The sequence below is a fragment of the Paenibacillus sp. FSL H7-0323 genome, from assembly GCF_038002725.1.
Classification (GTDB): domain Bacteria; phylum Bacillota; class Bacilli; order Paenibacillales; family Paenibacillaceae; genus Paenibacillus_AQ; species Paenibacillus_AQ odorifer.
The window spans coordinates 2,406,331-2,418,717 of record NZ_JBBODB010000001.1 but is presented as its reverse complement, the minus strand read 5'-3'; the positions used below and the strand labels follow the sequence as shown (position 1 = coordinate 2,418,717).

The 12,387-nt window shown below is 42.2% G+C and carries 14 protein-coding genes; 10 read left to right on the top strand and 4 right to left on the bottom strand.

Annotated elements, in window-relative coordinates; genetic code table 11:
* Positions 1 to 33: 33 nt before the first annotated feature.
* Positions 34 to 465 carry a flavodoxin domain-containing protein gene (locus MHH89_RS11035; protein ID WP_076310445.1) on the bottom strand — a complete coding sequence of 144 codons (432 nt, stop codon included), beginning with the start codon at positions 463 to 465 and terminating at the stop codon, positions 34 to 36.
* Positions 466 to 891: 426 nt separating this feature from the next.
* On the opposite strand from MHH89_RS11035, the gene MHH89_RS11030 reads away from it, so the two are divergent.
* Positions 892 to 1,233, top strand: coding sequence for a DUF4181 domain-containing protein (locus tag MHH89_RS11030; RefSeq protein ID WP_076127294.1), 342 nt, complete (start codon positions 892 to 894; stop codon positions 1,231 to 1,233).
* 301 nt (positions 1,234 to 1,534) lie between these two features.
* Here MHH89_RS11030 and MHH89_RS11025 read toward each other — a convergent pair whose 3' ends face one another.
* Positions 1,535 to 2,344 (bottom strand): lipase family protein, encoded by an 810-nt coding sequence (locus MHH89_RS11025; protein ID WP_076127292.1) that lies wholly within the window; start codon positions 2,342 to 2,344, stop codon positions 1,535 to 1,537.
* Between the two features lie 133 nt (positions 2,345 to 2,477).
* Between MHH89_RS11025 and MHH89_RS11020 the strand changes: the two genes are divergently transcribed.
* The 5 genes from MHH89_RS11020 to nagA all read left to right on the top strand — a co-directional run bounded on the left by MHH89_RS11020 (position 2,478) and on the right by nagA (position 8,086).
* Positions 2,478 to 3,767 carry an L-cysteine desulfidase family protein gene (locus MHH89_RS11020; RefSeq protein WP_076218429.1) on the top strand — a complete coding sequence of 430 codons (1,290 nt, stop codon included), beginning with the start codon at positions 2,478 to 2,480 and terminating at the stop codon, positions 3,765 to 3,767.
* A gap of 199 nt (positions 3,768 to 3,966) precedes the next feature.
* Positions 3,967 to 5,433 carry a protein adenylyltransferase SelO gene (locus tag MHH89_RS11015; RefSeq protein WP_341087125.1) on the top strand — a complete coding sequence of 489 codons (1,467 nt, stop codon included), beginning with the start codon at positions 3,967 to 3,969 and terminating at the stop codon, positions 5,431 to 5,433.
* Positions 5,434 to 5,471: 38 nt separating this feature from the next.
* Positions 5,472 to 5,954 carry a DinB family protein gene (locus MHH89_RS11010; protein ID WP_076190662.1) on the top strand — a complete coding sequence of 161 codons (483 nt, stop codon included), beginning with the start codon at positions 5,472 to 5,474 and terminating at the stop codon, positions 5,952 to 5,954.
* 175 nt (positions 5,955 to 6,129) lie between these two features.
* On the top strand, positions 6,130 to 6,915 hold the full coding sequence (locus tag MHH89_RS11005; RefSeq protein WP_076218423.1) for a DeoR/GlpR family DNA-binding transcription regulator: 786 nt from the start codon (positions 6,130 to 6,132) through the stop codon (positions 6,913 to 6,915).
* Positions 6,916 to 6,937: 22 nt separating this feature from the next.
* Positions 6,938 to 8,086 carry an N-acetylglucosamine-6-phosphate deacetylase gene (nagA, locus tag MHH89_RS11000; RefSeq protein ID WP_076127285.1) on the top strand — a complete coding sequence of 383 codons (1,149 nt, stop codon included), beginning with the start codon at positions 6,938 to 6,940 and terminating at the stop codon, positions 8,084 to 8,086.
* Here the strand turns inward: nagA and MHH89_RS10995 are convergent.
* Together MHH89_RS10995 and MHH89_RS10990 are read right to left on the bottom strand one after the other, a co-directional pair.
* Positions 8,075 to 8,845 carry an AraC family transcriptional regulator gene (locus MHH89_RS10995; RefSeq protein ID WP_076127284.1) on the bottom strand — a complete coding sequence of 257 codons (771 nt, stop codon included), beginning with the start codon at positions 8,843 to 8,845 and terminating at the stop codon, positions 8,075 to 8,077. The genes nagA and MHH89_RS10995 overlap by 12 nt on opposite strands.
* A 19-nt stretch (positions 8,846 to 8,864) precedes the next feature.
* The gene (locus MHH89_RS10990) at positions 8,865 to 9,446 is read right to left on the bottom strand and encodes a LysE family translocator (RefSeq protein ID WP_076278710.1); all 582 of its coding nucleotides are present in this window, start codon (positions 9,444 to 9,446) and stop codon (positions 8,865 to 8,867) included.
* A gap of 116 nt (positions 9,447 to 9,562) precedes the next feature.
* Between MHH89_RS10990 and MHH89_RS10985 the strand changes: the two genes are divergently transcribed.
* From MHH89_RS10985 to MHH89_RS10970, 4 genes are all read left to right on the top strand, one after another.
* On the top strand, positions 9,563 to 10,117 hold the full coding sequence (locus tag MHH89_RS10985) for a GNAT family N-acetyltransferase (RefSeq protein ID WP_076276130.1): 555 nt from the start codon (positions 9,563 to 9,565) through the stop codon (positions 10,115 to 10,117).
* A gap of 198 nt (positions 10,118 to 10,315) precedes the next feature.
* Positions 10,316 to 10,795, top strand: coding sequence for a DUF6530 family protein (locus MHH89_RS10980; RefSeq protein ID WP_038572158.1), 480 nt, complete (start codon positions 10,316 to 10,318; stop codon positions 10,793 to 10,795).
* Between the two features lie 42 nt (positions 10,796 to 10,837).
* On the top strand, positions 10,838 to 11,197 hold the full coding sequence (locus MHH89_RS10975) for a GIY-YIG nuclease family protein (RefSeq protein ID WP_076218420.1): 360 nt from the start codon (positions 10,838 to 10,840) through the stop codon (positions 11,195 to 11,197).
* Positions 11,198 to 11,386: 189 nt separating this feature from the next.
* The gene (locus MHH89_RS10970) at positions 11,387 to 12,385 is read left to right on the top strand and encodes a Gfo/Idh/MocA family protein (protein ID WP_076190676.1); all 999 of its coding nucleotides are present in this window, start codon (positions 11,387 to 11,389) and stop codon (positions 12,383 to 12,385) included.
* Positions 12,386 to 12,387: the final 2 nt, after the last annotated feature.

Genomic DNA, 12,387 nt, shown 5'->3' with positions numbered 1-12,387 from the left:
TTATCAAGATTTTCGTCTTGGTAACAGGATTTTTTATTTGAAATTTTGTGAGAATTCTCTTATTTTATCTACCAAAATCCCTTTTAGCTGATCAGTACCTTCCTTTGGAGCCTTATAGGCCTTATAACCTCCAAAAGATTCAATACAAATCGCAGCTTCTTTCAGATCATCAGGGAAATTTTTCTTTATTAATTCTTCGGTTTTCTTAGGTTTCTCGTTGCAAATGTAGTAGCCCATCTTCTTAGTCAGTAACTCATCTTTATTTTTTTTGATAAAGTCACGAATGGCTTTATATATTTTTTCATCTCTTACTCCTGCTCCTAAAATAATGCTATCAAATGCCTCGATATTCGGCTTCTCTAATTCTATATTGCAAATTTTGCTCTGAGGTAGCTCTTCTGATAATACTTTTGCACATTGTTCTGTTGCTCCAGATTTTGTAGCGTATAGAATAAGTACTGCCATTGTGTTCCCTCTTTTCAGTTAAGATTAATCGCGTTCCCGCATAGAAAAAATCTCGCAGATCAATTATCTTGATTATCAAGATATAGTATATTTTATCGAATATACTGATCATTTGTCAAGCAAACGGCAAGCTCCTGAGTGTTAATTAGATATCCTTATTATGGTATCATGGGAATAATATTAATCTAATGCTAACTATATCTTTAATGAAATATACAAAAATAAGAGGAGTGAACGTGAATTGGGGATCATCGTAATGCTAATCATCTATTTGTTGCTTGGAATATTCGTGATTAAAGTAGGCATCGATAACTCTAGAAGTACACAACTATCAAAAGAAATATTAAATGAGTTAAGAGAAATCAAAGAACTAATGATCAGAAATAAATACGAATGAATTCTATATAAGAGTGGAGGTGAACGAAAGTGAAAATTGGACTTATACTTATAATCCTTGCTTTTTCTAACCTATTTCTAAGGATATGGATTGTTGGCCCGGATAAAGAAAAACTTCCTGAAGACGGTTATGAGCTTAATATAAAAGGGAAGCTTATACTTGCACTTGTGGGATTAATTACGGGGATTGTGATAATAATTGCCGATGGCCCAGAGGGTACGGTTATGAAGTGGTTTTGGATTGTAGTTATAATAGTAGCAATAGGATTTCAGTCGTTTATCGACTGGAAATTTCTAAAACATACGAAACAGCACATAGTTTCACTTATTCTGTTAGTCCTAGGTGTGGTATTAGTTTATTTTATATTCTGATCTAGTTTCATTCGTACCGGTATCGGACCTAGATGATGTTAATTGCTAAATAATCGCCTTTTGGGCAGCGTTTCGGACTCCAGTGCAGCTATTCGTTAGAAAGTGACTTATATTACGGGTTTTTATGCCAATAGTGGCCATGGGGTCCGATGGAATTCTTAAAGTGGAAATATACTGCTGTTAGAGTCGATGGGGTCCGTTAGTGACTTTGTGACTGCTGATGGTTTCGAATCATACGAAGAAAAGAGGTGTTCCGGCAGCCAGCATATGGCTTGTTGGGCACCTTCTTTTTGTGTTGACATTATACTTCTGCTTTCGTAGCCACGAGTGGACAGAATCCAGGGTTCGTTATACATAATTCTTGAGCGAATTCCGGTTGGAGCTTGGAGAGCTCGGCGAAATAGCTGCTGATTACGTGATTACCACTTGTAGATCCATTCTGGAAAGACAGTGAGTTAAAAGTATGGACATGATTGTAATAATACTTTTTTTCCCGTTTGGGGAGCTTATAGACATGTGGAGGTGCGTAGGTTACAACATCAAAAAGATTGGCATACCGGTAACTCTTCCGCACATATTGTTTGAAAATATTAACGAAGTCCGGATCACCTACCCGTGGGGAACCATAAGTATATAGGTTAGGTGAGGTGTAAGAGGTATTTGCCGCAATATCTAAGGTACATAAGGTGGCGAGCGCTCCACCGAGGCTGTGGCCCGTAATGTATAAGGTCTTGTCAGGAGATAGCTTGGAGAGCGCAGAGAAGATGCCGTCCCGAGCTGAAGAATAAATGTTGGTGAAGCCACGATGGGTGAGAGAGTCTTCTTTAAGATATTTGAACCGTTCCTGTGAAGCGAGGACGTTGGATATCCAATTGGTCGTCGTACTGGTTCCCCGAAAAGCGATAATAATCTCTTGTGGAGACTCCAAAATAAAGCCGAAACGTTCCCATACATTATTGAAGGATTGTGCTTCAATGGGATGACATAGCTGATAATCTAATGGAATGACGAAAACTCCATCTATATTTGAAAATTGTGTATAGGTTTGCCCGCAGACTGCAGCTAGAAAGATCGCCCTTTGCTCTTGCTCATCCCTCTTACTCACGTACATCCCGCCTTTCTTTCCTACACTATATTAGGGGGATGCAGGAGTGATTCCTAAGAAAAAGGATTCCCTGAAACTTCTCTCTGAGTTACTATATATAAATAAGTCCAACAGTGAGAGAAAAGGGGGAAATGCATACATGAGCAACTTATTGGAAATTTTACACAAGGAAGTCGTGCCGGCAGAAGGCTGTACGGAGCCGATTGCAGTTGCGTATGCCGTCTCCTTGGCGGCAGAGCTTCTCGAGGAAGAAATTACGGGGATTCAGCTGCATCTCAGCGGTAATATTATCAAAAATGCAATGGGAGTGGGCATTCCCGGGACAGGCCAGACAGGCCTGCCCATCGCAGCAGCCCTTGGAGCGGTGGTCGGCCGTTCTCACAAGGAGCTGGAAATTCTGTCAGGTCTGACGCAGGCTGAGTTGAAGATGGCAAATGACCTGCTGGATAGAAAGCTGCTAAAAGTGGAGATAAAGGACACTCCTGAGAAATTATATATTGAAGCCCAGTTGTTTACGCAGAACCATACGGCGACTGCCATTATTGCCAGAGAGCACACCCATATAGAATATTTGGCTCTGGACGGGGAGAAAATAACACCCCGGAATTCAAAAGCCGACTGTGGCAAGCCTGGTCTTTCCGACACGGAAGAGTATGCGGGCTCAGTTGACCAGATATTCGAGTTTATCTGTACCGCTCCTTTTTCAGACCTTAGCTTTCTCTTGGAAGGGGCGCGGATGAACAAAGCGATCTCTGATGAGGGATTGCGAGGCGATTATGGCTTGCAAGTAGGTAAGAAAATGAATCAGCAATCTGCGGTGAATCTGTTCGGCAATGATGTAGCGAACAGAATTATCGCGGCTACCGCAGCGGCTTCAGATGCTCGAATGGATGGCAGTGCAATGCCTGTGATGACAACTGCGGGCAGTGGCAATCAAGGCATCGCCTGTACGCTTCCCGTTATAGCTCTGGCGGAATTGCTGGACAAAGATGAAGAAATGCTAGCTCGGGCGCTTGCACTGAGCAATCTGGTCACTGTGCACATCAAACATTATATCGGGCGTTTGTCCCCATTATGTGGTTCAGGGATTGCAGGGGGAGTAGGAGCAAATAGCGGGATCATTTATCTCATGGGCGGCAGTCTTGAGCAGATCAAGCATGGGATACAGAATACGATAGCTTCTTTGTCAGGCATGATCTGTGACGGTGCGAATTCTACCTGTGCGCTGAAGATTTCCACCTCCACCAATACGGCGATCCAGGCAGCCACTCTGGCTATGAACAACATTGCTCCTACAACCAAGGATGGTGTGATTTTCGAAGAGGTGGAAGATACCATCCGCAACATGGAGCGTTTGGTTCAGGAAGGGCTGGCGGATACTGACAAGACCATTCTCAATATTATGCTCTCCAAAGGCGGAGCGAATTAGCTTCCAAATAAGTTGAAAACAAGATAGAACATCATAATTAAGACCGCCCGGTTCCCTGCATAAAATGGCAGGAAGCCGGGCGGTCTTTGTAACACTTCGGCAAAAACATAGGTCTGCGAGAAGATTTGCATTAAATTTTAACATAACTTATTCTGAGTTAATAAAGGCATAGAGACTGAGGGTATAAAAAGGAGATAATATGACAGAGAAAATAGATATAGGCTGGAATTTTGCGAACAGTTATACTCATCTGCCGGAATCAATGTTTACAAGGATTAAGCCAACGCCTGTGCGTAAACCGGAACTGATTATTTTTAATGAACCATTGGCTGCTACTCTTGGGCTGAATAGCACTGCACTACAGAGTAAGGAGGGTCTTGGGATTCTTGCCGGCAACGAAGTTCCTGAAGGTACCCTGTCGCTTGCGCAAGCTTATGCTGGACATCAATTCGGACATTTTACCATGTTGGGAGACGGTCGAGCAGTGCTGCTGGGCGAACAGATCACCCCTCAAGGTGATCGTGTGGATATTCAATTGAAGGGTGCGGGAAGAACCCCATACTCTCGTGGTGGCGATGGCCGGGCAGCGCTTGGACCGATGTTACGCGAATATATCATCAGTGAAGCGATGTATGGACTCGGGATTCCTACGACTCGCAGCTTGGCGGTGGTAGCTACAGGGGAGCCGCTAATTCGGGAAACGGAACAGCCGGGGGCGGTTCTGACCCGGATTGCTGCCAGTCATTTGCGTGTTGGAACCTTCCAATATGTTGCTGCATGGGGGACTGTGGAGGATCTGCGTATTCTGGCTGATTACACGTTGCAAAGACATTATCCAGAAGCTCCTGTGGAAGATAATCCATATCTTGTTTTGCTTCGGGAAGTAATGGAACGTCAAGCAGCGCTAATTGCTAAATGGCAGCTTGTAGGTTTTATCCACGGAGTGATGAATACTGATAATATGGCCCTTAGCGGAGAAACGATTGATTATGGTCCATGTGCCTTCATGGATGTGTATAATCCTGAGACAGTATTTAGTTCCATAGACCAGCGGGGTCGTTATGCTTACCACAATCAGCCCGGGATTGGCGCATGGAATCTCGCCAGATTTGCCGAGACTCTCTTGCCATTGCTGGCTGACGATCAGGCACAGGCGATTAAGCTGGCTGAGGAGGCAATTTCAGATTTTTCGGAGCGGTCCTATCAATATTGGCTAACGGGAATGAGAGCGAAGCTGGGAATCTTTAACGAAGAGTTAGAGGATGTTGCTCTGATTGATACCCTCCTTGAACTGATGCAAAAATATCGGGCTGACTACACTAATACATTTCGGTCCTTAACTTTAGGCGTAACGGAAGATGCTGATCTGTTTGGCACCCCTGAATTTAAGCAATGGAATGAGCTATGGCAGGCGCGGCTTAGCAGGCAGCAGGAAGCACAATCCTCTTCACAGAAGCTGATGCATAGCAGCAATCCTGCGATTATTCCGCGGAACCATCGTGTAGAAGAAGCGCTTGAGGCTGCGGTAGAGCGGGAAGATTACGATGTGATGGAGAGGTTACTTCAAGCTTTGACTAACCCATACGCCTACTCCTCTGAACAAGAGGAATACTCGGCACTTCCTGAGGAATCCGCATGTCCATATCGTACATTCTGCGGTACTTGATTTGCATATAATTTATCTAGAAAATGGGGGAAGGAAGAATGTTTCATGCTTATGATGTTCTAGCCAACCAGTTGCTGGCCAATGCGAATGATCCGAGTTGGTATGTGCCCTTTGAAGTGGCGGTTAAAGACTTAAGTGAAGAAGAAGCTTTTTGGAAGGTAACGGAAGAAAGCAATAGTATTGCTGAGATTGTGCAGCATCTGCTTTACTGGAATGAAACTTGGCAAACAAGGTATAAAGAAGCCAGTGTTCAGGCGGTTCCTCCAGTGGATAGTAATAATAATACCTTTGTCGTTGCAGAAGGGAAAACGTTCGAAGCGCTGCAAAAACAACTTTTAGAGGTTCTTTTACACTGGCAGGAATTGATTAAGAAAGAACAATTGGAAGCTGATGTTCAAGGATTTCCAGACAGTAAATGGTGGGAAGTTCTCGGAAATGTAACAACACATAATGCTTATCATGTGGGCCAAATTGTTTATATTCGAAAGATACAGAAGAGCTGGAACCGCGATGTGAAGTGACATTGTGAAGTGAATCCTAAAGAATAGACATTTTAAAGGCGTTAGCGGATGCACATGCATCTGGCTTTCGTCTTTTTTTACGCATTAATACTTATATATACTTAAATATTAACTTATAAATGCTTGTAAATACTTATAAAATGACTTATGATGACTTTAGGAGGTGAATTTCATTATGTATCAAGAGGAACGATTATTAAAAATACTCGAATATTTGAAACAACACCAATCGATGAGTGTTCAAGATATCTGTACGCAATTTGAAGTCTCAAGAGATACTGCCCGACGGGATATTGTTAGGTTAGTACAAGAGGGCGTCGTTGTTCGGACGCATGGCGGTCTAGCGTTACCTGAATTGCAAAAAGAATTATTATCTTATCAAGATCGTTTGATCGATGAATCCGAGAGTAAGCAGAGAATAGGGAAGATCGCGGCCGGGCTTATCCAAGATCGTGAGACTGTGATTTTAGATGTATCGACCACTGTACAGTTTGTTGCAGAACAAATTAGTGCGCAGGATATTACGGTTGTCACGCACTCGATAGATAATGTAGGGATTTTATCCCATCGCGAGGATCTGCTAATTTATGTACTTGGTGGTTACTTGAATGTGAAAAACCGCTTGTTATATGGTTCTTCCATTATCGATAAACTTAGTGAAATTCGTGCGGATAAAGCCTTTATTGGAGCATCGGCGATCTGTGCTGATGGACTCTATTATCCTTATGAAGAAGATGCGCGGGTAAAAAGAGAAATGGCTCGAAGATCTGATCAAGTGATTTTAGTAGCGGATCACACCAAATTTAATGCTAAATCCTTTTATCGGCTAGACTTTGATTTCGTTGATATTTTAGTTACAAATCGAGAGCTTCCAATCGAGATCAGAGAAGTTCTAGATCAGAAGAACATCACAGTTATTGAGTGCTTAGATGAAGTTGAAGAGGTTCGAAATCAAGAGTGATAACGACTGGAGGAGAATGTTTATGACTTATATTTTGCAAAATGTACAAGTAGTGCTTCAGAATAGTATAGTTTCAGCGGCCAATGTATGGATTTCTGAAGGAAAGGTGATGAGGATAGACTCAGGAGATATTTCTATCCCAGAGGGTGAGTATGAACGGATTGATGGCGGAGGGCATTTGTTAGTGCCCGGAATGATAGATGTGCATATTCATGGCGCTAACGGGTTTGATATGATGGACGGTACTGAAGAGAGTATTCAAGAAGTATCGAAGGCTTGTGCAGCTTCTGGTTGCACCTCATTTCTGGCTACCTCTGTGAGTTCTACGATGGAGGATCTTTTAGAGATGATTCGTAGTGTCAAACGTGTCATTGGGTATGAAGTGGGAGCAAAGATCGCAGGCATTCACTTAGAGGGACCTTATCTAAACCCCAAGAGAAAAGGAATGCAAAATGAAAAGTATCTGCGGCATCCTAACTTAGAGGAAATGAAGCTCATTTTCCAAGAAGCTGGATCACTCATAAAAATGGTTACGATTGCTCCTGAGCTGCCGGGAGGCATGGAGCTTCTTTCCTTTTTGAAAGAACAGGGAGTAGTGATAGCGATTGCTCATTCGGATGCCACATATGAGGAAGCCAAACAAGCTTTTGCCGCTGGGGCAAGTCATGTTACGCATTGTTTTAATGGCATGCGGCCGATCCATCATCGAGATCCGGGGATTGTGGTTGCCGCTTTCGAAGAGAAGCATGTGAGCCTGCAAGCTATTGTGGATAATGTCCATCTGCATCCTGCAATTATCCGCTTGATGCATACCATGAAAGGACCGGAAGGAATGGTCTTGATCACAGATGCCTTACAGGCAATGGGGTTAGGGGATGGAAATTATATATTTGGAGGACATCAGGTTACGGTATCTGGTGGCATAGCGCGATTGGAAGATGGCACGCTGGCCTCCAGTACAGTTACCATGAATGAAGCCTTACGTTATACTGTCGAAACTGGAATTTCGCTCACAGATGCGGTGCAAATGGCTTCAACTACACCGGCCAATATTCTTGAACTTCAACAAAAGGGGACGATCACCTCTGGCTTGGATGCTGACCTGGTTCTCTTGGATGATGAATTCAAAGTGCTCTGGACAATGGTAGGAGGGCAGATCTTACAACTGTGACCGGTATTCATGTGCGGTTATTCCGAATACGCTTTTAAAATGCCTGTTCAGATGAGTTAGATCCACAAATCCGCAATCTACAACAGCTGCATAGATATCCTTGGTTCTCTCTATGGACTGCTTGGCACGCTCTACCTTGCAATTTAAGAAAAATTGATAGGGCGATATTCCTGTATGTGTCTTAAACTCGCGAATAAACTGATATTTGGATAGACCAAACTCTGTGCAGAGATCGTCCAGCTTCAGCACATGGTCTAAACTGCAGTACATCATTTCCTTTGCTTTTTTGAGAAATTTATTATTCGTTCTACGATCGGTAACTATTTCAGTATTAGAGACTAAATGAACCAGAGTGAATAGCAGTTCACTGCACAAAGACTCCTCTTTGCCATTCTGAATGGCATGGTTTAGGGCTAATATGCACTGCGCCAATTTGTCATCGTATAAGATAGGAGTGGCGAAGCGGAGTTCTTTTTTTCTTAATATCTCTAACATTAGGGTTGGCTTAATATAAAGCATGACATAATCAATGCCACCTTTATCATACGCATTGCCATCATGCGTTTGTTCTGGATTAAACAACATTACGCCATTTTTATGAGAGGATTGCAAACTACCGTCAAGATTATATTGCTGAATGCCACGAAGGGTCACACCGAGTGCATATTCCTCATGGCAATGTTTTTTATAGGTGAAATCAGTAAGGCTGGCGGATAAGGACAGGATCTCTGCTGACTTTTTATAGTTAAATTTCTCCACGTTCTTAACCTCCGCGACTTTATAGGATTCCCGATATCATAATGGCCGAGTATACTAAAAACAGTGCCATCACGGTATTTAGAACTTTTTGATGATTTTTCATAAATGTTCTGAAGATTGTCCCAAATACAACCCATGTCGTAAATGCAAAAAATCCGATCACAGTTATAATTATAACAAATATAAACAAGGCAAGCGAAGAGGTATAGAATGGCATTACGTAGTTGGGAATAACCGTTAGTGTAAATACTAGCACTTTAGGATTCACAAGCTGCATAAGCACGCCTGAGCGGAAATTGGCATTGGGGTCAGGCTGGTCTTCCATTGAACCCATTTTAAAGATTTTATAAGCAAGGTAGAGCATATATAAACTCCCAATGATTTGCATAATGATCAGGATATTTGGGATGATTTCTACTAGAATACGGTTCAGCAGAGTAGAAAGGATAAGTAATAAGCCAAAAGCCAGCGTGGATCCGTATACATACCCCATTGATTTTTTAGCCCCGGAATGCTGCACGGAAGAAAGAATAACAATATTGGTAGGACCGGGTGTAAATGTAGCGACAACGCAATAGATCAGAAAGGACAATATATTCATGATGACCTCCAGTAAAGTAGTTCTATGAATATAAACCTTTCAGTCTGAATGCTGATAGTATATTATTGCAGGGTTTTTAAGAATTCCGGCCGGGAATAGAAGAGGTGTCCGAATCAATGAATAAGAGTAATCCAATGACCATAAGCACGCTTTCTCCAGCTGATTTTGAATCCACATGCTCTGTTTTTGAAACTTCAATCCAAGATGCCTTTGAAAAAGAAGGGCTTGATCATTTACAAGACGATATCCAAAGTGAAATAGATCATAAAAAGCAAATGGTGATGACTTCACTGGATACTACGACCGGAGAGCCTTACTTCCTTCTTGCAAAAATAGAAGAGCAGGTTGTCGGTACGATTTCCTTTGGACCTTGTGGCGAAGATATTCAAACCTGCACGGATCATCAGTTAGATGAAATAGGGGAATTGGGCAGTTTATACATTATGCCAAGTTATCAGGGCCAAGGTGTGGGTTCAGCCTTAATTAAGGAAATGATGATATTTCTAAAAAAGCAAGGGGTAGAGCAGTTTTGTCTGGACAGCGGTTATAAACGTGCACAGGTCAGGTGGCAACGTAAATTTGGGCAGCCTTATAAAGTAGTAGAAGACTATTGGGGACCTGATTCTGTCCATATGGTTTGGTTTTGTAATGTGAATGATCATTTAAGCTAGAGATATATTTTACATGAAAATAACAGTCCCTTTGCTACGCGCAGAGGGATTTTTTGTTTTGTTGGATAAAACGGGTGTAATGTCGTTTGACAGATGATCTTTTGCCGGGTAATATGAATCTTAGATTTAGTAAATTAGTAAATTAGTAATTTAGTAAATGAGTAAATTAGTAAATCATAAAATGGAGAGTGACTAATCATGAAAATCCCAACAACTCTAAAACATAAACCTGTAGTCGTGTCAGAAAATTACGAGCAGGTTGATGGCCGCTACGCCGGGGACACAGACGCAAAAGGTCTATCCCTAGGATTAGCACAATGGAACGATAGAGGAAAGGTCGACATCTCAGCAAAGGTATGGAGACATACAGGGGACAAATGGTCGAGACAGTCCGAAGAGCTGCCAATGCACAGAGTGCTTGACCTGGCAATTTTGATTTGCAGAAGTAGTTTGTATTTTCAAGAGGCCTATCGTTTTCCAAAAATGTATGATCCCGAGAGCCCTATGATTGATCGTATTGGACTGCAGGGAGATGCAATGAGTGTATCTGTATGTGCAGACAATCCCATGATTGATAATGATATTAAGCTGTTCGCTCAGGCGCTTAGTGATGATGGTGAAATGATCGGAGAACGACTTTCGGTATTGTCCCGTTTATTGAAAGAAATGGGGTACTGAAATTTAGCAGAATGGCCTGTGAAAGGAGAATCATAAATTATAATGGACAAAAGTAAACGTAAAGAACTTCAGGAGCAATATAAGCAGCTCAAGACGTACATGGGTGCTATTCAAATTACAAACAAAAGAAGCGGGAAAATATTCGTTGACAGCTATCCCAACCTGAAGAATAAATGGATGACTATACAGATGCAATTAGAAATGGGCAGATTTGCAAATGCAGAGCTGCAAAAGGACTGGAAGGAACTTGGAGCAGAAGCCTTCAGCTATGAGGTGTTAGAGCAGAAGGAGTCAGAAGACGTAACCGACGTGCGCTGGGAGCTTAAACTATTGAAAAAGAAGTGGTTCGAGAAACTGCAGCCCTTTGATGACAAAGGATATAATAAGCCACTAACCCATTAAGCCAAGTATAAAGAAACCTTTAGCTTTTATAGCAAGGGTTTCTTTTTTTAGGGATCGTATTTCACTCCGGATTTTATGTGTCGTAATATTATATATGTTTTGTCGCATTTTCCTACTAAAAAAGCTGTTTATTATGTGTTATTTTTATAGCAGATGTCAGAATAACATATATACGGGAGGCACAAGTAAATGACCATTAGAATTGGTAAGCTCAGCTATTGGCATGTGCATGCATGGGATTATACCAAGCAAGCTCAGGAGCATGAAGATACCGTATTAGCTGCAGTTTGGGACGAAAACGTAGAGCGTGGGAACAAAGCTGCGGAAAGCTTGAATATTCCTTTTTTTGAATCACTGGATGATCTGCTTGCGCAAGAGGATATAGATGCCGTTATCGTGGATGCACCAACGAATATGCATAGAGACGTAATCGTGGCTGCGGCCAAGGCGGGCAAACATATTTTCACAGAAAAAGTTATTGCCCCAACGTTAAAAGAAGTTAACGCAATTATCGCAGAAGTTAACGAGAACAAAGTGAAGCTAACGGTCTCCTTGCCTCGTTTAAATGACGGCTATACATTAACTATTCAAGAGATTCTAAGTCAGGAGCTGCTCGGCAAGATTACTTACGTTAGAGTTCGCTTATCCCATAACGGAGCAACGGAAAGCTGGCTTCCTAATCATTTCTTTAGCTTGGAGCAATGTGGAGGCGGAGCTTTGATTGATCTTGGCTGTCATCCCATGTATTTGGCGAAGCTTTTCTTAGATCAAGATGTGACTGGGGTTAGTGCTAATTTTGGGTATGTAACCGGTAAAGAAGTGGAAGATAATGCTGTAGTGACATTATTTACGGATTCAGGAGCAATTGGTGTGGTGGAGGCTGGTTTCGTGAATAGTCATTCGCCGTTTACTATCGAGGTGCATGGAACTGAAGGAACGCTGCTTTACGGAACACCAGAGAATAAGCTTCTTCTTAGAACGAACAAATCCACGGATAAAGAAGAAGGCTGGAAAGAAGTAGCCCTGCAAAGCAATCGTGAAAGCGCCTTCCATCAATGGGTTGATCATATTCAAAATAATACACTCGCCACTCAAAATGTTGAAATGGCAGTTGAGCTTACCAGATTAATGGAGGCGGCGAACCGCTCGGCTAAAGAAGGCTGTGTAATTCCGATTGGGAGGACTTAACG

What these genes read in the sequence shown, in the direction of transcription:
- MHH89_RS11035 (WP_076310445.1), bottom strand. Translation starts at nt 465, where the DNA reads ATGGCAGTACTTATTCTATACGCTACAAAATCTGGAGCAACAGAACAA.
- MHH89_RS11025 (WP_076127292.1), bottom strand. Translation starts at nt 2,344, where the DNA reads ATGTACGTGAGTAAGAGGGATGAGCAAGAGCAAAGGGCGATCTTTCTA.
- MHH89_RS11020 (WP_076218429.1), top strand. Translation starts at nt 2,478, where the DNA reads ATGAGCAACTTATTGGAAATTTTACACAAGGAAGTCGTGCCGGCAGAA.
- MHH89_RS11015 (WP_341087125.1), top strand. Translation starts at nt 3,967, where the DNA reads ATGACAGAGAAAATAGATATAGGCTGGAATTTTGCGAACAGTTATACT.
- MHH89_RS11010 (WP_076190662.1), top strand. Translation starts at nt 5,472, where the DNA reads ATGTTTCATGCTTATGATGTTCTAGCCAACCAGTTGCTGGCCAATGCG.
- MHH89_RS11005 (WP_076218423.1), top strand. Translation starts at nt 6,130, where the DNA reads ATGTATCAAGAGGAACGATTATTAAAAATACTCGAATATTTGAAACAA.
- nagA (WP_076127285.1), top strand. Translation starts at nt 6,938, where the DNA reads ATGACTTATATTTTGCAAAATGTACAAGTAGTGCTTCAGAATAGTATA.
- MHH89_RS10990 (WP_076278710.1), bottom strand. Translation starts at nt 9,446, where the DNA reads ATGAATATATTGTCCTTTCTGATCTATTGCGTTGTCGCTACATTTACA.
- MHH89_RS10985 (WP_076276130.1), top strand. Translation starts at nt 9,563, where the DNA reads ATGAATAAGAGTAATCCAATGACCATAAGCACGCTTTCTCCAGCTGAT.
- MHH89_RS10980 (WP_038572158.1), top strand. Translation starts at nt 10,316, where the DNA reads ATGAAAATCCCAACAACTCTAAAACATAAACCTGTAGTCGTGTCAGAA.
- MHH89_RS10975 (WP_076218420.1), top strand. Translation starts at nt 10,838, where the DNA reads ATGGACAAAAGTAAACGTAAAGAACTTCAGGAGCAATATAAGCAGCTC.
- MHH89_RS10970 (WP_076190676.1), top strand. Translation starts at nt 11,387, where the DNA reads ATGACCATTAGAATTGGTAAGCTCAGCTATTGGCATGTGCATGCATGG.